22 protein-coding genes are annotated in these 18,850 nt (G+C 52.0%); 20 read left to right on the top strand and 2 right to left on the bottom strand.

All coding sequences use genetic code 11. The annotated features are described in order from the left end of the window. Positions 1 to 53 precede the first annotated feature (53 nt). Together NR121_RS06910 and NR121_RS06915 are read left to right on the top strand one after the other, a co-directional pair. A complete protein-coding gene (locus tag NR121_RS06910) occupies positions 54 to 1,193 on the top strand; it encodes a M20/M25/M40 family metallo-hydrolase (protein WP_054817766.1) in 1,140 nt (379 codons plus the stop codon). A 95-nt stretch (positions 1,194 to 1,288) separates the two neighbouring features. After that, positions 1,289 to 2,440, top strand: a complete 1,152-nt coding sequence (locus tag NR121_RS06915) for a DUF3866 family protein (protein ID WP_256831001.1) — start codon at positions 1,289 to 1,291, stop codon at positions 2,438 to 2,440. Here NR121_RS06915 and mciZ read toward each other — a convergent pair. Beyond that, entirely contained in the window at positions 2,325 to 2,594 is a 270-nt protein-coding gene (gene mciZ / locus NR121_RS25295) for a Z-ring formation inhibitor MciZ (protein WP_174350341.1), read from the bottom strand. The genes NR121_RS06915 and mciZ overlap by 116 nt on opposite strands. A gap of 138 nt (positions 2,595 to 2,732) precedes the next feature. Between mciZ and NR121_RS06920 the strand changes: the two genes are divergently transcribed. From NR121_RS06920 to sigF, 17 genes are all read left to right on the top strand, one after another. Further along, positions 2,733 to 3,296 (top strand): NUDIX hydrolase, encoded by a 564-nt coding sequence (locus NR121_RS06920; RefSeq protein WP_256831002.1) that lies wholly within the window; start codon positions 2,733 to 2,735, stop codon positions 3,294 to 3,296. A 1-nt stretch (position 3,297) separates the two neighbouring features. Further along, on the top strand, positions 3,298 to 4,479 hold the full coding sequence (locus NR121_RS06925) for an endonuclease Q family protein (protein WP_062408917.1): 1,182 nt from the start codon (positions 3,298 to 3,300) through the stop codon (positions 4,477 to 4,479). Positions 4,480 to 4,540: 61 nt separating this feature from the next. Beyond that, positions 4,541 to 5,188, top strand: coding sequence for a stage II sporulation protein M (gene spoIIM, locus NR121_RS06930; protein ID WP_174350343.1), 648 nt, complete (start codon positions 4,541 to 4,543; stop codon positions 5,186 to 5,188). 243 nt (positions 5,189 to 5,431) lie between these two features. Then, complete coding sequence (gene fur / locus NR121_RS06935) at positions 5,432 to 5,881, top strand: ferric iron uptake transcriptional regulator (RefSeq protein WP_054817769.1); 450 nt, start codon at positions 5,432 to 5,434, stop codon at positions 5,879 to 5,881. 121 nt (positions 5,882 to 6,002) lie between these two features. Beyond that, complete coding sequence (ald, locus tag NR121_RS06940; RefSeq protein WP_256831003.1) at positions 6,003 to 7,127, top strand: alanine dehydrogenase; 1,125 nt, start codon at positions 6,003 to 6,005, stop codon at positions 7,125 to 7,127. Positions 7,128 to 7,200: 73 nt separating this feature from the next. Next, complete coding sequence (locus NR121_RS06945; RefSeq protein ID WP_174350345.1) at positions 7,201 to 7,443, top strand: DUF4227 family protein; 243 nt, start codon at positions 7,201 to 7,203, stop codon at positions 7,441 to 7,443. A gap of 90 nt (positions 7,444 to 7,533) precedes the next feature. After that, a complete protein-coding gene (gene xerD, locus NR121_RS06950) occupies positions 7,534 to 8,430 on the top strand; it encodes a site-specific tyrosine recombinase XerD (protein ID WP_062410960.1) in 897 nt (298 codons plus the stop codon). 145 nt (positions 8,431 to 8,575) lie between these two features. Further along, complete coding sequence (gene deoB / locus NR121_RS06955) at positions 8,576 to 9,736, top strand: phosphopentomutase (RefSeq protein ID WP_054817788.1); 1,161 nt, start codon at positions 8,576 to 8,578, stop codon at positions 9,734 to 9,736. A gap of 30 nt (positions 9,737 to 9,766) precedes the next feature. After that, entirely contained in the window at positions 9,767 to 10,594 is an 828-nt protein-coding gene (locus tag NR121_RS06960; RefSeq protein ID WP_054817789.1) for a purine-nucleoside phosphorylase, read from the top strand. Positions 10,595 to 10,636: 42 nt separating this feature from the next. Next, on the top strand, positions 10,637 to 11,488 hold the full coding sequence (locus NR121_RS06965; RefSeq protein WP_054817771.1) for a purine-nucleoside phosphorylase: 852 nt from the start codon (positions 10,637 to 10,639) through the stop codon (positions 11,486 to 11,488). Positions 11,489 to 12,096: 608 nt separating this feature from the next. Then, positions 12,097 to 12,474, top strand: a complete 378-nt coding sequence (locus tag NR121_RS06970; RefSeq protein WP_054817772.1) for a cupredoxin domain-containing protein — start codon at positions 12,097 to 12,099, stop codon at positions 12,472 to 12,474. Between the two features lie 112 nt (positions 12,475 to 12,586). Further along, entirely contained in the window at positions 12,587 to 13,918 is a 1,332-nt protein-coding gene (locus tag NR121_RS06975; RefSeq protein ID WP_054817773.1) for a pyrimidine-nucleoside phosphorylase, read from the top strand. 140 nt (positions 13,919 to 14,058) lie between these two features. Continuing rightward, positions 14,059 to 14,559 (top strand): YhcN/YlaJ family sporulation lipoprotein, encoded by a 501-nt coding sequence (locus tag NR121_RS06980; RefSeq protein ID WP_054817774.1) that lies wholly within the window; start codon positions 14,059 to 14,061, stop codon positions 14,557 to 14,559. A gap of 223 nt (positions 14,560 to 14,782) precedes the next feature. Continuing rightward, positions 14,783 to 15,961 carry a D-alanyl-D-alanine carboxypeptidase family protein gene (locus tag NR121_RS06985; RefSeq protein WP_062408910.1) on the top strand — a complete coding sequence of 393 codons (1,179 nt, stop codon included), beginning with the start codon at positions 14,783 to 14,785 and terminating at the stop codon, positions 15,959 to 15,961. Between the two features lie 207 nt (positions 15,962 to 16,168). Then, entirely contained in the window at positions 16,169 to 16,522 is a 354-nt protein-coding gene (gene spoIIAA / locus NR121_RS06990; protein WP_054817775.1) for an anti-sigma F factor antagonist, read from the top strand. Next, positions 16,519 to 16,965 carry an anti-sigma F factor gene (spoIIAB, locus tag NR121_RS06995; protein ID WP_054817776.1) on the top strand — a complete coding sequence of 149 codons (447 nt, stop codon included), beginning with the start codon at positions 16,519 to 16,521 and terminating at the stop codon, positions 16,963 to 16,965. The genes spoIIAA and spoIIAB overlap by 4 nt, the downstream gene beginning before the upstream one ends. Positions 16,966 to 16,977: 12 nt before the next feature. After that, positions 16,978 to 17,733, top strand: coding sequence for an RNA polymerase sporulation sigma factor SigF (gene sigF / locus NR121_RS07000; protein ID WP_054817777.1), 756 nt, complete (start codon positions 16,978 to 16,980; stop codon positions 17,731 to 17,733). Positions 17,734 to 17,786: 53 nt separating this feature from the next. Here sigF and NR121_RS07005 read toward each other — a convergent pair whose 3' ends face one another. Further along, positions 17,787 to 17,996, bottom strand: coding sequence for a DUF378 domain-containing protein (locus NR121_RS07005; RefSeq protein ID WP_054817778.1), 210 nt, complete (start codon positions 17,994 to 17,996; stop codon positions 17,787 to 17,789). Between the two features lie 189 nt (positions 17,997 to 18,185). Here NR121_RS07005 and NR121_RS07010 point away from each other — a divergent pair, with 189 nt between their 5' ends. After that, on the top strand, positions 18,186 to 18,842 hold the full coding sequence (locus NR121_RS07010) for a stage V sporulation protein AA (RefSeq protein WP_256831005.1): 657 nt from the start codon (positions 18,186 to 18,188) through the stop codon (positions 18,840 to 18,842). Positions 18,843 to 18,850 lie beyond the last annotated feature (8 nt).

The raw sequence follows: 18,850 nt of genomic DNA on the forward strand, positions 1-18,850 counted from the left end.
CATGGGAATACTATAATGATATTGTAACTCATGCGTAGATTGGAGGAAAGCGAATGATTAATCAAGAGCGATTAGTGGCTGAATTTATCGAGCTTGTCCAGGTAGATAGCGAAACGCGTCATGAACAGGAAATCAGCCGGGTGCTGAAAGAGAAGTTCGCAGCGCTCGGCCTTAAGGTGGAAGAGGACGATACGGCGGCCCAAACGGGTCACGGATCGGGCAACCTGATTTGTACACTGCCAGCATCGCCGGGCAAGTCCGCGGCGGCCAAGCTTTTCTTCACCTCGCATATGGATACGGTCACTCCGGGCAAAGGCATTAAGCCCCAGATCGGCGAGGACGGGTACATACGCAGCGACGGGACGACCATTCTCGGAAGCGATGATAAAGCGGGATTGGCTGCAATGCTGGAAGCGATCCGTGTGCTGAAGGATAACCAGATCGAACACGGTCAAATCCAATTTATCATTACGGCCGGAGAAGAATCAGGCTTGCTTGGCTCCCGCGCCATGGACGCCAAATGGGTGGATGCGGACTTCGGCTATGCGCTGGACTCCAACGGTGAGATCGGGGCCATTGCCGTTGCCGCTCCGACCCAGGCCAAGGTGAACATCACCTTCTGGGGACGTTCCGCACACGCGGGGGTGAATCCGGAGGACGGGGTCAGTGCGATTACGGTGGCCAGCAAAGCGATCTCCCGCATGCCACTTGGCCGAATCGATAAAGAAACAACGGCCAACATCGGCCGCTTTGAAGGCGGTGTGGAGGGAGCAACCAACATCGTAGTCGAGCGGGTTCGACTGGAAGCCGAAGCTCGCAGCATTACACAGGAGAAAATGCTTGCACAGGTGGAAAGAATGCGCAAAGCGTGCGAAGATGCGGCTGCGGAGATGGGGGCGAAGCTCAACTTCCAAAGCGAGGTGATTTACCCCGCCTACATGTATGACGAATCGGCTCCGGTCGTCAAGCTGGCGATGAAGGCACTCACCAACTCCGGCTGCACTCCGCGCACCTTCCATTCCGGCGGCGGCAGCGACGCCAACATGTTTAACGGCATGGGAGTTCCGACCGTTAATCTGGCGATCGGGTATCTGGACATTCACACCACGAAAGAACGCATCGCAATAAAAGACCTGGTTAAAACTTCCGAAGTGGTAGTAAACATTATTCAGGAAGTTGCTAAGGGATCATAAAGCCGTCTTGGGAAGAACCACTCGCATGAAGAAACGTGCCGGGTGGTTTTTTTTATGGATTCTCCGACGTAAGTTGTATTGTAGGAGGTGTTCCAATGGGTTTGATGATGAAGAAGGGGGTTGTTACGGATGCGGATGGTCATGAGGCATTGCCGGACGCTAAAATTCAAATCGTTGAAGTAAGGCAGCCCGATGGGGCGACGGCCCGGGCTATTCACGATTTGTCCGTCTTTCCCAGGCTGGCCGTAGGGGATACCGTGCTGATGAATACGACGGCAGAAGCGCTTCAATTAGGCACGGGCGGCTACCATTTTATTCATGCGGTACTTGAGCCATCTATGGACGCCGCGGAACTGGGACCGGGCCATATTATGAAATTGCGCTACACGTCGCTGCAGCGCGCGGTGCTTGCGGCAGAAGAGCCGGATAGTCCGCATCATGAGACGCTGGCCGGCCGCAGGACGCTGGAGGGGATGCCGGTGCTTCTCGGGGAACTGCACAGTATGCTGCCTGTGGCGGTATGCTGGCTGCGTCATCTGGCCAATCAAGCGCAGCCCGGGACCAAAGAACTCAGGATTGCGTACATCATGACGGACGGCGGTGCTTTGCCGCTTTCTATCAGTCTGCATGCCGCCAGATTATGCGGCCTGGGCTGGCTTGCCGGTACGATTACCTACGGTCACGCCTATGGCGGGGATCTCGAAGCCGTCAATAAATATACGGCGCTGCTTGCAGCAAGACATGTTCTGCAGGCCGATATCGCCATTGTTATTATGGGTCCGGGGATCGTTGGGACAGATACCGTTTACGGGTACAGCGGGATGGAGGTCGGTGAGCTGATCAACGCTGTCCATGCCCTCGGAGGAACGCCCGTCGCCATTCCGCGGATCAGCTTTGCCGATCCCAGGGAGCAGCACCGGGGGATCAGCCGGCATACGCTGACGGCACTAGCCGTCGCTGCCCTGGCACCATGCAGCCTGCCGCTGCCGCTGCTCCGGGATCCCGGGAAAATCATGCTGCTGAAACGGCAGATGCAGCAGTATGAGCTCGACCGGCTGCACCGCGTGCGCTGGACGGAAGCTCCCTCCGTGGATGAATTGGATGCTGCGCTGGAGCTTTACGGCAGGCCGGTCACTTCGATGGGAAGGGGATTACGTGAAGACCCTTCGTTTTTTGCAGGAGTTTGCGGGGCCGCTTCCGTTGCCTATCGGCAATGCTTGTATGGACAGGACAGACAGGACGAATAAGCCGGTTCTTCAGCTCAGCGGCGCTTCTTGCGTTCAAAAATGCGGTTAAAGGCTGATCGGCCGACATGGTTCCCAGCATCATTTTCAAATATTGTCTTACTTCCCATGCCTTGCCTACAAGACGCAGCTGACCGTTGCCAACATAGGTTTTCATAGTGTTTTCCCCCAAGCTTTGATAGGTTGATATAGTTCACCTTATGCGAGAGAAAAAGCGAGTATGACTTGAATTCATGGTATAATAAATCGATGTCTTATGATTAAAATAACCAAATGGTAAGAAAGGAATCCGGTCATGACTTCAATTCCCCATAAAAAATTTGAAGAGGTCACTATCTCTACCCGATCTGTATTCCAGGGAAGGATCATTTCTCTCCAGGTGGATACCGTCAAGCTGCCGAACGGGTCGGAGGCGACCCGCGAAATTGTGAAGCATCCGGGAGCCGTGGCCGTACTCGCCATCACCCCCGATGATCGGATGCTTGTCGTAGAGCAGTACCGCAAGCCGCTCGAAAAAAGCCAGATTGAAATCCCCGCAGGTAAATTAGAACCTGGCGAGAAGCCGGAAAACTGCGCCCGTCGGGAACTGGAGGAAGAAACCGGCTACACCAGCGCTTCGCTTCAGCTTCTAAGTTCATTCTATACATCTCCCGGCTTTGCCGATGAGATCATTCATCTGTATGTAGCCCAGGGCCTGACCAAAGGGGAGGCCCAACCGGATGAGGACGAGTTCCTTGAGATCGAAGCCATTACGCTCGAGCAAGCGCAGCAGTATGTGGCTGAAGGGCGGATCAGCGACGCGAAGACGATTATGGCGATATATGCCTGGCAAATGTATAAACTGACAGGGAAGTTCTGATATGTCACTGCAGGATTATTATGCCGACCTTCATATCCATATCGGACGGACGGAAGAAGGAGAAGCGGTCAAAATCAGCGCGGCGAAAAATCTGACGTTTTATAACATTGCTCAGGAAGCCTCGGAGCGCAAAGGTATCGATATCGTTGGCATCATTGATTGTCATTCGCCCGGAGTGCAGCGGGAGATGGTGCATTATTTGGAACGGGGCGATATGGAGGAGCTCGATGGCGGAGGCATCCGGTATCACCATACAACCATCATCTTAGGCTGTGAAATCGAGGTGCGGGATCCGGGGTTGGGCACGGCTCACCTGATCGCATATTTGCCCAAGCTTTCCGACATGCTGCAGTTTACGGATTGGCTCGGTAACTATATGAAGAACGTGAATCTGAGTTCTCAGCGCATCTATACTACAGCCCGTGAACTGCAGCGGGAGGTCATCGATCGTGGAGGGCTGATGGTGCCCGCCCACATTTTTACACCGCACAAGAGTGTGTACGGCAGCTGCTCCACCCGGATGGAGCACCTGCTTGATCTGGACGGTATCGCGGCGGTAGAGCTGGGCCTGAGCGCGGATTCGGTGATGGCGGGGTATATCAGCGAGTTGGACCGATATACGTTCCTGACCAACTCCGATGCGCACTCTCTGCCCAAGATCGGGCGTGAATATAACAAGCTTGCGCTGGAGCGCCCGACCTTCGATGAACTGCGCAAAGCGCTGAATAGGGAAGAGGGACGTCGGGTGCTGGCGAACTACGGTTTGAACCCGCGGCTGGGCAAATACCATCGGACTTACTGCAGCAGCTGCAATCATATATTGGACGAACAGCATGCCATCGCGACGGAGCGCTGTCTATACTGCGGCAGTACGAAGCTCGTCAACGGGGTCATGGACCGGATTCTGGATATCGCCGATCGGGACGAACCCGTCATTCCCGCTGACCGTCCGCCATATCATTACCAGGTTCCGCTTGAGTATATCCCCGGCCTCGGTCCCAAGACGCTTCATCGGCTGCTCGCCCGTTTCGGCACCGAAATGAATATGCTGCACCGGGCTGCGTATGAGGAGCTTGCGGAAGCCGCAGGCGAGACCATCGCCCGCTATTTGACGGATGCACGCTCCGGAAAACTGCGGCTCGCAACGGGCGGAGGCGGCAAATACGGGAAGGTGGAAGCCTGAAGTCATAATGGGAGGCGCTTTTTCATATGCTCTAGTAATCGGACAAGGGGGGCATGGCAGCATGTTGCGCAACCGAACGCTTGAGCAGTATATGAAGGAGCATTTGTCGCTGTATATTTTTGTCGGTGTAATTTTCGTAACAGGAGTCGTCTTTGGCGCCGTCATGGTAAACGCCCTCTCGCTGGAGCAAAAGCAGGAGATTACAAGGTATCTCGGCAATTTTTTTTCCATTGTAACTCAAGGCGGTCTGGAAAGCGGGACGGCTTCCTCCATCAAGGAGTCTTTCACCATGCACATCAAATGGGTCCTGATCATCTGGCTGCTCGGACTATCCGTTATCGGACTGCCGCTTATTCTTATTCTTGACTTTCTGAAAGGCGTGCTGATTGGATTTTCGGTCGGTTATATGGTGGGCACGCTTTCCTGGAAAGGGCTTTTGTTCGCGCTGGTTTCGGTCGTTCCGCAAAATTTGATTGTCATTCCGCTGCTGATTATTTGCAGTGTGTCCGCGATTTCGTTTTCCATTCTTCTGGTGAAAAACCGGTTTATCAGCCGAAAAGGCACTCTTTACGAGCCTTTTATGCAGCTTTCCGGGACCATTCTCGCTTCCGGTTTCATGCTGATCGGAGTCGCTGTATTTGAAGCCCATGTTTCACCTGTCATGATGAAATGGGTTGCACCGATGCTAATCACAATGCCGCCCTCTTGAGGATAGGGCTAAAAGGTTTGACTTTCTTGCGTTTCACCTCCTATAATGTAAGCATAAGGATCCTGTAGTTAATGCTTATGAAAGAAGGTTTTGCTGCGCAAAACCGAAAGCATTGCTTACGAGTAAGGTTTTGTTGTGCAAAACCCAAAATCACGGCTTACAAGTAAGGTTTTGCTGTGCGAAACCCGAAGCGTGGGCTTACGAGTAAGGTTTTGCTTTCACAAAACCCGTAGGGGGAAAAGCATGGAATCTCGCATCGAAAAAATAAAGCAGCAGCTTCAGTCTCAAGGCTATAAGCTGACACCGCAGCGTGAAGCGACCGTCCGGGTGCTGCTTGAGAACGAGGAAGACCATCTGAGTGCGGAAGATGTCTTCATGCTCGTAAAGGATAAAGCGCCGGAGATTGGCCTTGCTACCGTATACCGGACACTGGAACTGCTAAGCGAGCTGCATGTGCTCGAGAAGATGAATTTTGGCGACGGCGTGGCACGGTACGATTTGCGAAACGACAGTACTCATCATCATCATCACCATCTGATATGTGTGCAGTGCGGAGCCGTGGACGAAATTATGGAAGATTGGCTTGGCATGCTCGAGGAACGGCTGGAGCGGGAGTTCCGGTTTCAAGTACTCGATCACCGGCTGGATTTCCAGGGCATTTGTCACCGCTGCCGGGATAAGAACAAAACATGAACCCGAAACCTTCGGCTTGAGTATCGATTCAGGCTGAAGGTTTTTTGCATACTTTACATATTCACACCATTATGACAAATCCTATATAGTACGTTTTGTCGATGAGGGAGGAGATTGACTCATGATCATAGGAATACCGAAGGAAATCAAGAGTAATGAGAATCGGGTGGCCTTGACACCCGGAGGGGCAGCGATGCTGAAGGCGGCAGGTCATACCGTTCTCATTGAAACGGGAGCGGGTGCCGGCAGCGGCTTTTCTGACGAGGATTATGCCAAAGAAGGCGCCGTGCTGATCCCGGAGGCGGCCGAGGTATGGGCGAAGTCGGAAATGATCATGAAGGTGAAGGAGCCGCTGCCTCAGGAATTCATCTATTTTCGTGAAGATTTGACACTCTTTGCCTATTTGCACTTGGCGAACGAACAACTGCTGACCGAGGCCCTGGTCCGCACCAAGATGACGGCCATCGCCTACGAAACGATTCAAATGCCTAACGGCAGCCTACCTCTTTTGACGCCTATGAGCGAAGTGGCCGGCCGGATGTCGGTTCAGGTGGGGGCTCAATTCCTGGAGCAATTTTACGGAGGACGGGGCATCCTTCTTGGCGGCGTACCGGGTGTGCCTCCTGCGGACGTGATTATTCTGGGCGGCGGGATCGTTGGCACCAACGCCGCCAAAATGGCGCTGGGTCTTGGAGCCAATGTCGTTGTGATTGAGAAAAACGCCGACCGGATTCGCTATCTGGACGACGTGTTTCACGGACGGATTCGAACACTCATGTCCAATCCGTACAATATTGCCAATGCGGTGCAGAAGGCGGATCTTTTGATCGGCGCCGTTCTTATCCCCGGTGCGAAAGCGCCGAAGCTGGTTACAGAAGAAATGGTAAAACAGATGAAGCCGGGGGCTGTCATTGTCGATGTGGCCGTCGATCAGGGAGGCTCGATTGCCACCGTGGACCGGGTGACTACGCACAGCCAGCCGACATACGTGAAGCACGGCGTGATCCATTATGCCGTTGCGAATATGCCCGGGGCCGTGCCGCGGACGTCTACCCTCGCTTTAACCAATGTGACGATCGCTTACGCTTTGGAGCTTGCCGGTAAGGGAGTCACCCGGGCGTTATACGGTAACGGGCCATTAAAGCACGGCGTGAACACGTATCGCGGTCATGTGACTCACAGCGCCGTAGCGGAGGCCGTAGGCTTGCCGTACACAGGTCTTGATACGCTTTTGCCTATTAGCTGAAGAAAGCGGCGACCCGCACATAATCGCGTCCGAAAGATCATAGTCTTTTAGAGGAAAGGGGAGAGTACAGGCTATGATCTTTCATATTCGTATCCGTAAGTGGATGGGCCGTATGCGATTCATGCTGTTGTTTCTGGCGTTCACCTTTGCGATGTATCATATACTGCTAATGGTCACCCGTTTTATTGAGCCCATGCCTAAATACAAAGCGCCGGCCGGCGGAGCGGTGAAGGTGTTTCATAATGAGCATGCTGCAATATCCCCGTCTGTCAGTATGGGAGAGCGGCTGAAACTTTTTTATTGGATCGGTGAATAAAAATGCTGTGACGAGGCAGGAAATCCCCCCTTTTTGTTGAATTTTTATGTAATACTGCAGCTTGACAACACAGAAGGGGATCAGGCTCTCATGAAAAACGATTTGAAATCGTTTATCCGATTTTTATCTGAAGAACGAGGCTTAGCCCAAAATACGCTGGACTCTTATGAACGCGACTTGCAGCAATACATCCATTTTTTGGAGCAATCAGGCGTTCATTCGCTGAAGGACAGCGGGAAGGTGAGCATTTCGTCTTACCTGCTTAAGTTAAAACAGATGGGGCGGGCTACGGCAACGCTTTCCCGTAATATGGTATCCATCCGTTCGTTTTATCAGTATATGGTGAAAGAACGGATGCTGGAAAATGATCCTTCCATGCATATGGAGACTCCGAAGCTGGAGAAGCGGGTACCCAAAGTGCTTTCCGTTTCCGAGATGGAGAGGCTGCTGGAATCGCCGCCGACGTCAACGCCCAACGGGATGCGCGATAAAGCGATGCTGGAGGTGCTTTACGCCACCGGGATCCGGGTATCGGAACTGGTCTCGCTTGATGTGGACAGCGTGGACCTGACGGTCGGGTTTATTCGCTGCGTAGGTAAAGCCAAGGAAAGAATCGTTCCGCTGGGAAGCATCGCTTCCCAATATGTAGCGGAATATATCGAAAAGATGCGTCCAAAATTGCTGAAAAAATCCAAGGACGAGGAAGCGCTGTTTATCAATCATTTGGGAACGCGCATGACAAGACAGGGGTTTTGGAAAATCATTAAACGATATGCTGTGGAATCGGATATCCAGATGGAAATCACGCCGCATACCCTTCGTCATTCGTTCGCCGCTCATCTGCTGGAGAACGGGGCTGACTTGCGTTCTGTTCAAGAAATGCTCGGCCATGCCGATATTTCCACCACGCAAATTTACACCCAGGTGGGACGGGGCAAAATGAAAGACGTTTACAATCGCACCCACCCTAGAGCCGGAATTAAATAACGGCTGATTCGCCCGCCTTTCGTGTGAACGGAAGACGGGTTGTTTCCATTCGGCGGCTTTTGCAAAAGCCACTATGGTTTGCGATAATAAGCTCATGAGTTAGTCATCTAAAAAGAGAGGTGGGGCAGGTTTGAAATATAAACGCATGGCAGTGATTGTATTGGACAGCGTAGGCATCGGCGAGCTTCCTGATGCAGCGCGTTTTGGAGATACCGGAGCTCATACCCTGGGGCATATTGCGGAGCGGGTGTCTTCGCTGAGATTGCCCCACATGCAGCGGCTCGGGCTGGGGAATATTGCTCCCTTGCAAGGAATTCCACCGGTAGAGAAGCCGCAGGGATACTACGGAAAAATGGCTGAGGTATCGGTCGGCAAAGATACAATGACCGGGCATTGGGAAATCATGGGGCTGAAGGTAGAGACCCCCTTCAACGTATTTCCTGACGGATTTCCGGCAGAGCTGATCGAACGTTTTGAGAAAGAAACCGGCCGCAAGGTCATCGGCAACAAAGCGGCCTCCGGCACAGAGATTCTGGATGAACTCGGTGCGGAACAGATGGAGACGGGGGCATGGATCCTCTATACTTCCGCCGATAGCGTACTGCAGCTGGCGGCCCATGAAGAAATTATACCGCTGGAAGAACTGTACCGCGGCTGTGAAATCGCCCGGCGCTTGACGCTGGATGAACCCTATGCCGTCGGCCGCGTTATCGCTCGTCCGTACATAGGAAAGCCCGGAGCTTTCACGCGGACGCCGAACAGGCATGATTATGCCGTTAAGCCTCCTGCGCCTAACGTTATGAATCTGCTCAAGGATGCGGGATACGACGTGATCTCCGTAGGTAAAATTAACGATATTTTTTCCGGGGAAGGGGTCACGGAATCGAATCCCACCAAGAGCAATCTGGACGGTATACACAAGACGATAGACAAGCTTTCGCAGGCTTTCGAAGGGCTGCTGTTTACGAACCTGGTCGATTTCGATTCCTTGTACGGGCATCGGAGAGATCCCGAAGGGTATGCGAAGGCCTTGAACGAATTCGACGATTGGCTGCCGAAGCTGATGGAGCGGATTGGCGAAGAGGATTTGCTGATTTTGACCGCGGACCACGGGAACGATCCGGTTCATCACGGAACCGATCATACCCGGGAATATGTTCCGCTGCTGGTATACAACCCGGCTTTTCAATCGGCGGGATCGCTGGGCGTTCGTCATACGTTCGCCGATATTGCAGCTACGATTGCCGATAATTTTAACCTGACCGCCGTGAAGAATGGAACAAGCTTTTTAAACGATTTACAATAAACGACCAAGATGAAGGGAGCGTGTTTGTTCATGGAACAAAACGCGTTGCTGCAAAATATTAAAGAGGCCGCGGAATATATCCGCAGCAAATATCCGATTGAACCTGAAATCGGTCTGGTGCTCGGCTCCGGACTGGGCGTGATCGCGGATATGGTGCAGGATGGCGTGGTGATTCCTTATGAGGATATTCCCCATTTTCCGGTGTCTACCGTGGAAGGACATGCAGGCGAGCTGCTGCTGGGCACGGTTAGCGGGCGCCATGTCTTGTTGATGAAAGGGCGCTTTCACATGTATGAAGGTTACAGTGTCGAGACGGTTTCCTTCCCCATCCGGGTCATGAAGGCGCTAGGCGTTAAAATACTGCTTGTCACCAATGCGGCCGGGGGCATTAATACTTCTTATAATGTGGGCGATTTGATGCTGATTAAGGACCATATCAACTTTACGTTCCGCAACCCGCTGATCGGCCCCAATCACAGCGAGCTTGGTGTCCGTTTTCCGGATATGTCCGAGGCATACAGCCGCCGGTTGCGCGATATAGCCAAGACGGTAGCCTCCGAACAAGGGCAGAAGCTTCAAGAAGGCGTCTATATCGGTCTGTTGGGGCCATCGTATGAAACACCGGCTGAAATCCGGATGATGCGTACGCTCGGCGCAGACGCCGTGGGCATGTCGACGGTAGCTGAAGTGCTGGTCGCCCGCCATGCAGGCATTGAGGTACTGGGTTTCTCCTGCATCAGCAATATGGCTGCAGGCATCCTGGATCAGCCGCTGTCCCACCAGGAAGTGATGGAGACGACGGAGCGGGTGAAGCAAACGTTCTTGAAGCTTATTGTAGGTATTATTCCGCGCATTTAGCGTTCCGGTCTGCGTCTGACATTGAAAGGAGAGGTGAAAGCAATGGAACCTTATTATGCAGAACACATCCAGGAGTCTGCTCAATGGATCAGCGATCGGATTGACCGCCGTTCGCTCGATATCGGTCTTGTTCTCGGCTCCGGTCTTGGCGACATGGCCGCCCAGGTTGAGGATGCTGTCACGATTCCTTATGAACGCATACCGCATTTTCCGGTTTCTACGGTAGAAGGACATGCAGGCCAGTTCGTCATCGGCAGGCTCGAGGGCAAATCCGTCATCGTCATGCAAGGGCGCTTTCACTATTATGAAGGTTATTCGATGAAAAAGGTTGTATTTCCGATCTATGTCATGAAGCAGCTGGGGGTCCGATCTTTGGTTATCACCAATGCGGCCGGGGGAATGAATCGAACATTCCAAGCCGGTGATTTAATGCTGATCACCGATCATCTGAATATGACCGGTGACAATCCGCTTATCGGCATCAATCATCCTGAACTGGGGCCTCGGTTTCCGGATATGTCTGAAGCTTACAACCGGGAATACCGTGCATTGGCTAAACAAATTTCAGAACAAATAGGACATGAGCGCAATGAACCTGTACGGTTGCAGGAAGGCGTCTATGCCGGAATCAGCGGCCCGAATTATTTGCCTCCCGCCGAGCTGACGATGCTGGCCCGGCTCGGAGGAGACGCCATTGGCATGTCTACCGTCGGCGAGGTCATCGCGGCCAGTCATGCCGGCCTGAAGGTGCTCGGCATCTCCTGCATCACCGACATGGCGATTGGAGAGGAGCTCGAGCCGCTTACGCACGAGCAGGTGGTCGCCGTAGCGAACCGGACGAAGCCGGTATTCATCGAACTGGTCTGCCGGTTTGTGCGGGAGGTCAGTGTGTAATTGGGGAGCCGCTGCGGAGGCTGCATTCCCATCGAAGACTGCTGTAAAGCAATAACCTGGCCACCGGCCAGGTTATTTTGCCTCAAATCAAGTGAAGGCGCTCTCCGAGATCTGCCAATGGGGATGCCTTTTTTAAGGTTACTTCGATTTTTTTGCGCCCTTATCGCTTGTTCTTGTCGTTGTATTTTGATTGGCATGTCCTTGTTGTTTAGCGCACATCCGGGACACCTCCCCTGCAAGAAGCATTCTTCAGCTTTCATATTATGGCTTTCCTGATCACGATTATGCGATTCGCAAGTACGCTCCAGTGATAAAGGAACAGGAGGCCAGGCGTCTTGAACGGGGCAGCGGATTCCAGATCCGGGAAACGCTTCTTAATATTCGAACCGAGCACTCTGTCCATGCGGCGGAGTTTTAGTATCGATGTTTTGTTGCCGTAATAGTTTTATGCTAAAATAGCTTGGGGCATAATAGCTGAAGATGCTGATTAGCTAAATTTGTCACAAATTTTTCACCTGTTCGACCTCAAAGGGCATGTGTAAATTGATGCGTATTTTGTACAATAAGACTATACGTCTTAACGGCTAACAGTAAGGGGGGAATTACCTATGCAAAAATGGGCTATGTTTTCACTATTCATCATCGCTTGTCTCCTCGGTACGGGAGTGCTGTTCCAGAATATCTCGGCGCGTCAAGCGGAGATGGCGCAGGAAGAAGCTGCGGGTCCGACATTGAAGTTCGTTGCTACGAACTATAAGTTCGATCAAGAGGAGTACACCGTGAAAGCCGGCGAAAAAGTGACCGTTTCTTTGCAAAACAAGGAAGGTCTGCATGCGATTGAAATCGTAGGCACGAACGTAAAGCTTGACAACAATACCAAGTCCATGGAAGTGACTTTCGACAAACCGGGCGAGTATGAAGTGCATTGCTCGCTGCCATGCGGTCCAGGCCATGCGGATATGAAAACGAAGCTGATCGTTCAATAATTCAATAACGACTGCACAAGGAAGCTTGAGGGTTTTACCTCGGCTTCCTTTTCTTTTGGTCCTGCGGCGCATATAATACTTGTAATATGGTAAAATGCGAGGTGCGGATTGCGTGAGGACGGTCGATATCATACATAAGAAAAGGGATGGCGGCGAGCTGACAAAGGAAGAACTGGATTTCCTGATTGAAGGTTACACTCGCGGAGACATTCCGGATTACCAATTGTCTGCGTGGGCCATGGCGGTGTTTTTCAATGGAATGACGGCACGGGAAACGGCTGAGCTTACGATGGCGATGGTCCGTTCGGGCGAGCAAGTGGATTTGAGCTCCATTCCCGGCGTCAAAGTCGACAAGCACAGTACCGGCGGCGTCGGCGATACGACGACCTTAATTCTGGCTCCATTGGTGGCGGCTGCAGGAATCCCGGTAGCCAAAATGTCGGGAAGAGGGCTCGGACACACAGGAGGAACCATTGATAAGCTGGAGGCGATTCCAGGCTTTGAGGTGGAACGCACCAAAGAGCAGTTCCTGAATCAAGTGAAGGAAATCGGTCTGGCCGTCGTGGGCCAATCCGGCAATTTGACTCCGGCGGACAAAAAGCTGTATGCGCTGCGCGATGTAACGGCAACCGTCGAATCCATACCTCTGATTGCAAGCTCCATTATGAGCAAGAAAATTGCATCCGGCGCGGATGCCATCGTGCTGGACGTTAAAACCGGCCGGGGAGCATTCATGAAATCTCTGGAGGATTCCGTCCGGTTGGCGAAGGCGATGGTGGAGATTGGCACGGAGATTGGCCGTGAGACGGTTGCGGTGATCACGAATATGGATGAACCGCTCGGACCGTCCATCGGCAACGCTCTGGAGGTGCGCGAAGCCATAGAGACGCTGAAGGGGCAAGGACCGGCTGAGCTGACGGAGCTTTGCCGGGAGCTTGCTAAGCATATGGTCCTTCTGGGCGGCAAAGCGCAGGATGAAACGGAAGCGAAGCAACTGGTCGACCAGCTGCTAAAGAGCGGAGAGGCGCTGGAAAAGCTGAAGCAGTTGATCAAGGCCCAGGGGGGAGATGCGCGTGTAGCCGATGAACCCGATCGGCTGCCTGAGGCCGCATACCGGGTGCCTGTGCCCTCCCCTGCCGACGGCAGTATTGCCGCGATCGATGCGGAGGCGTTAGGAGTTACTGCCATGCTGCTCGGCGCAGGCCGCGCCACGAAGGATGATCCTATCGATTTGGCCGTCGGTATCAAGCTGTTCAAACGCGTCGGGGATGCCGTAAAGGCAGGGGAGCCTCTGGCCGAGCTGTACATGAACCGGAATGAACCGGCTGATACGGCCCGGATGTGCGAGCGGACTGCTGCCGCGTTTACGATTACGGAGGCTCCGGCGCCAAGATCGAAGCTGATTTATGCCGTTGTGACCCGAAACGGAGTGCGGCATCTATAAAAAACAATGACTCGAGCGAAACGAAGCTCGAGTTTTTTCATGCCAAAATTGCTCATGATGGAATCGCCTTTTTTATGCATTTCTTTGTGCTGGATAAAGCATACTACATAGCGAATCAAATACAAGGAGGGGTTATGTGAATGAAAATTCGTAATAGGCTGTTAAGCACATCCGGAATCGCTCTTTGCTGCCTGGCGATGTTAGCCGCCGGCTGCGCGAACCGGCCGCAGGCGCAAAACGACCGGCAGCAGGTTCAGCAGCAAGCTGCGCCAAGCCAGGAAACGCGTCCCTTGAGTGAAACGGAAGAAAGAGTTGAGGTTGCCGATAAAGCCGCTGAAAAAATCGTTTCCGAGGTGCCGGGCGTCCAATCGGCAAACGTTCTGGTGACCCGCCGCAACGCTTATGTCGCCGCTGTACTCAAGGGCGGTCAAACTCAAGTGTCCCAGGACGTCGAGTCTCAGATTGCGGAGAAGGTTCGTGCCACCGACGCAAATATCCGGAACGTTTACGTTTCGGTCAACCCTGATTTTGTAAGCCGGGTAAACCGCTATGTTGACGATGTGCAGGCAGGCAGACCGATATCGGGGTTCGTGCAGGAATTTTCCGAGATCGTACAAAGAGTGTTCCCGAACGCAAGGTAATCAGCAAACCCATCAGGGTGCTTTTCTAGTGAAGCCAGAGAATCCGCCCGTCGGATCGCTCTGGCTTTTGTACGGCTGCAGGGGTGTCCTCCCTGGATATTAAGCGAGGCGCTTGCAGCCCGCTCCATTTCTTTTCACCATTGGAATATTTTGTCGGGTAATGGTCAACACTAATTACCAACAATTTAAACTTGAGCTTCAGTCAGGAGGGGTAGAACAGGCTATGATCAGCAAAGTATTGAAACTAGGGTTATCCGTTCAGCTTTTGCTTCTTCTTATGCTTCCAACCGCTATGGCAGAGGAAGGCAAGGCGGCCCAGCCGATTGACCTGGCGCCGAATTCAACGTCTGCCGTTGTCATGGATGCAGATACAGGAACCATTATTTTTGAAAAAAATAAAGATGCCAAGCTGCCTCCGGCCAGTATCACGAAGATCATGACGATGCTGCTGGTTATGGAAGCACTGGATCAAGGGAAAATCAAGATGGACGAAAAGGTGCGTACCAGTGAATACGCAGCCTCGATGGGCGGATCGCAAATTTTCCTGGAGCCAGGAGAGGAAATGACCGTTGAAGACATGCTCAAGGGCATAGCATTGGCTTCGGGTAATGATGCTTCTGTGGCGGTAGCTGAGAAAATAGCAGGCTCGGAGGAAGCGTTCGTGCGTATGATGAATGAGCGGGCCGAGCAGCTTGGCATGAAAAATACCCGTTTCGTTAACCCGAACGGGCTTCCTGCGGAGAATCACTATTCTTCGGCTTACGATATTGCGCTGATGTCCAAAGAACTGCTGAAGCACGAAGAAATTACTAAATACACAGGCCTGTATCAGGACTACTTGAGAAAAGAATCGCCCAGACCTTTCTGGCTGGTGAATACGAACAAATTGGTTCGTTTCTATACCGGTGCGGACGGACTAAAAACCGGTTATACCAGTGAAGCGAAATTTTGTCTGTCGGCCACGGCCAAAAGGGACAATCTCCGTGTGATTTCCGTCGTCATGGGTGAACCCGACACCAAGACCCGCAATGCGGAGGTAACGAAGCTGTTTGATTACGCCTTCTCCCAGTTTACGAGCCTTCCGATTTACAAAACCGGAGATACAATGGGTGAAATGAGGGTAGGCAAGGGTGAAACCCCTATCGTTCCTTTGACGGCCAAGCATCCCTACAGCGTCCTGCTCAAGAAGGGCGATGGCGTAAACGGCATTCGCCATGAACTGCAGTTGCTGCCTAATTTGAAGGCGCCGATCGCTGCGGGACAGCCGATTGGCAAGCTTGTCGTATACAAAGATGATCAGGTACTCACCGAGTTTGCGCTGGAATCGCCGGTAGATGTAAAAAAAGCCGGTTGGTGGACGCTGACGAAACGGACGGCTAAACGCCTGCTTTTCCTGGATTGAAGTTAGAGATACGCTGCTCACACGAATCGACATCATGAGTCCCCGCAGCAGATGAACGCCGCTAGCGGGGATTTGGTTTTATCCGCTTTGCGCAAGGTGTCGCAATTTTTCTAGTTCTGGCGCTTTTCTTCTAGTTTTGTCGGAGGTGCAGGAGATGGTTTCCTATGTGTAGAAAAGAGTGGGCATAGACGGGAAGGAGTGAGCAGTTTGAGTTTGCAAATTGAACTTGAACATTATCGTAAAATGCTGATTGTAAGGCTTAAAGGCGAGCTTGACCATCATACGGCGGATACCGTAAAGACGAAGATGGAAGAAGCGATTCTGAGGGGCAACAGCAGCCATATCATTTTGAGCTTAAAGGATCTGACCTTCATGGATAGCTCCGGCCTGGGAGTCATACTTGGACGCTATAAACTGATTACGGCCAGAGGCGGGAAAATGGTCGTTTGCGACGTGAATCCGTCCGTGTACCGTCTTCTTGAAATGTCGGGCCTGTTCAAAATTTTATCGATCCAGGATAACGAAAGAAAAGCGATCCAAAGTTTGGAGGTCGTATCATGAGTGAACGCAACTTTATGACGCTTCAGTTTGCAAGCCGCTCTGAGAACGAATCATTTGCACGTGTGGCCGTTGCCGCTTTTGTATCTCAACTCGACCCGACCTTGAATGAATTGACGGATATCAAAACCGTGGTTTCAGAGGCTGTGACCAACTCCATTATCCACGGTTACGATAATCGTCCGGATGGCGTAGTGACGATTACCGCACAAATCGAAGGGGATACCGTTTTTATCACAGTGGAAGATCAGGGAGCGGGGATCGAGGATCTGGATCTGGCTAAGCAGCCTCTGTATACTTCCAAACCGGAATTAGAGCGTTCGGGCATGGGCTTTACGATCATGGAAAATTTCATGGATGAAATCGAAGTCACTACCGCACTTGGCACAGGCACCACAGTCAGGATGAAGAAGCGAATCGAATCGAAAAAAGCTTTATTCAATTAGGGGTCTGATCTTATGGATGTGGATTTGAAGAACGCCTCTCACAGTTATTTGGACGATGCCGAAGTCAAGCGCTTGATCGCGTTAAGCCAATCAGGGGATGCGCTTGCCAGGGAGACGCTGGTGAACTGCAATATCCGTCTCGTTTGGTCGGTGGTACAGCGGTTTTTAAACCGCGGTTATGAAGCCGAGGATTTGTTTCAGATCGGCTGCATCGGCCTGTTGAAGTCGGTTGACAAGTTTGACCTGTCGTATGATGTAAAGTTTTCAACTTACGCCGTACCGATGATTATTGGGGAGATTCAGCGTTTCCTCAGGGATGACGGAACACTTAAAGTCAGCCGTTCACTTAAGGAGCTGGCCAACAAAATCCGCAAAACCAAGGATGAGCTTTCCAAACGAAACGGCCGCCTTCCCACGGTGAAGGAAGTAGCCGAAGAACTCCAGATTTCTCCCGAAGACGTGGTCTTTGCCCAGGAGGCGAACAAGCCGCTTTCCTCCATTCACGAAACCGTCTTTGAGAACGATGGCGACCCGATTACGCTGATGGATCAGATTGCCGACGAAGCGCAGGACAAGTGGTTTGATAAGCTTGCGTTGAACGAGGCGATCGGATCATTAAGCGAGCGGGAGCGTTTGATCGTGTATCTGCGGTATTTTCGGGATCAGACGCAGTCGGAGGTCGCAACCCGTCTTGGGATTTCTCAAGTGCAGGTATCCCGGCTGGAGAAAAAAATACTGCAATCCATAAAAAACCAAATTGCACAGTGAGGTTTAAAGAGGACGAGCCGGAGCTCATCCTCTTTTTGTTTATCCGGGAAAAGTTATCCGGCTTTTACGTCGTCGCGAAACAACAGCCCGATGCAGTAAAGGCCGGCAAGTCCGACCAGGGTATAGACAATACGGCTTAAGCCGGAAGATTCGCGGTGAACATCTCCTCCCAGCAGCGCTGTAACCAAATCCCATTCAAATAATCCCACAAGCAGCCAGTTCAGTGCCCCGATAACCACGAGCGTTAAAGCTGTTTTTGTCATGTCCTATGACACCTTCCTTGTGTTGAGAGTGAGTTCATTGTTAATAAGCTTAATTTTTGTTAAAAAATCTCTCATTATGCTGCCTGCGGCAAGTTAAATTATGCCAAAAAAAGGCGTGTTTATGACAGTGGGTTTTTATTCATACTAAGGCAAACAAGACAAACTGCGTCAAAAGGGAGGAACTGCAACATGCCGTCTGCTTCTGTTCCATCCCTGTATATACGTTTGCGCAAAAAAATGCAAGTGCGCCGCGGTGAACCGGTATATCTGGGACAAATTGCACAATTGCTGGCGGAGCCGGAGTATGAGCAAAAGCTGCAGATGCTGGAGCTGTACCGTCCCGACGAACAGGACGGAAGCCTGGTGCTGATCGATATGATGCTGATTGTCCGCAAGGTGAAGGAGCTGTATCCTTCCATGCAAATCGAGCTTTTTGGGGAACCTCATGCGCTGATTGAAATCCAAGGGCGCTCGAAGCCCCCCAGCCTGGTGTTGATCGTGCTCGTCTGGCTGCTGCTGTTTGTAGGATCGGGGTTAGCCATCATGAACTTTCACGCGGATGTCAGCATGGCCGAAGTGCACCGGCATATTTATAAACTTCTCACCGGCAAGGAGACAGAGCATCCGCTGTTGCTGCAAATTCCTTATTCGATCGGGATCGGCATCGGGATGATGACGTTCTTCAACCATTTGTTCAAGAAAAAATTCAATGAAGAACCGAGCCCGCTTGAAGTGGAAATGTTCATGTATCAGGAAAACCTGAATCATTACATCATTACAGATGAATATGGAAAAATGCAAGCAAAGCATCCTCGGGAGGAGGCGACTTCTCATCGGGATTCTTGATATCCTGC

The organism is Paenibacillus sp. Pae15, assembly GCF_024519685.1.
GTDB lineage: Bacteria > Bacillota > Bacilli > Paenibacillales > NBRC-103111 > Paenibacillus_G > Paenibacillus_G naphthalenovorans.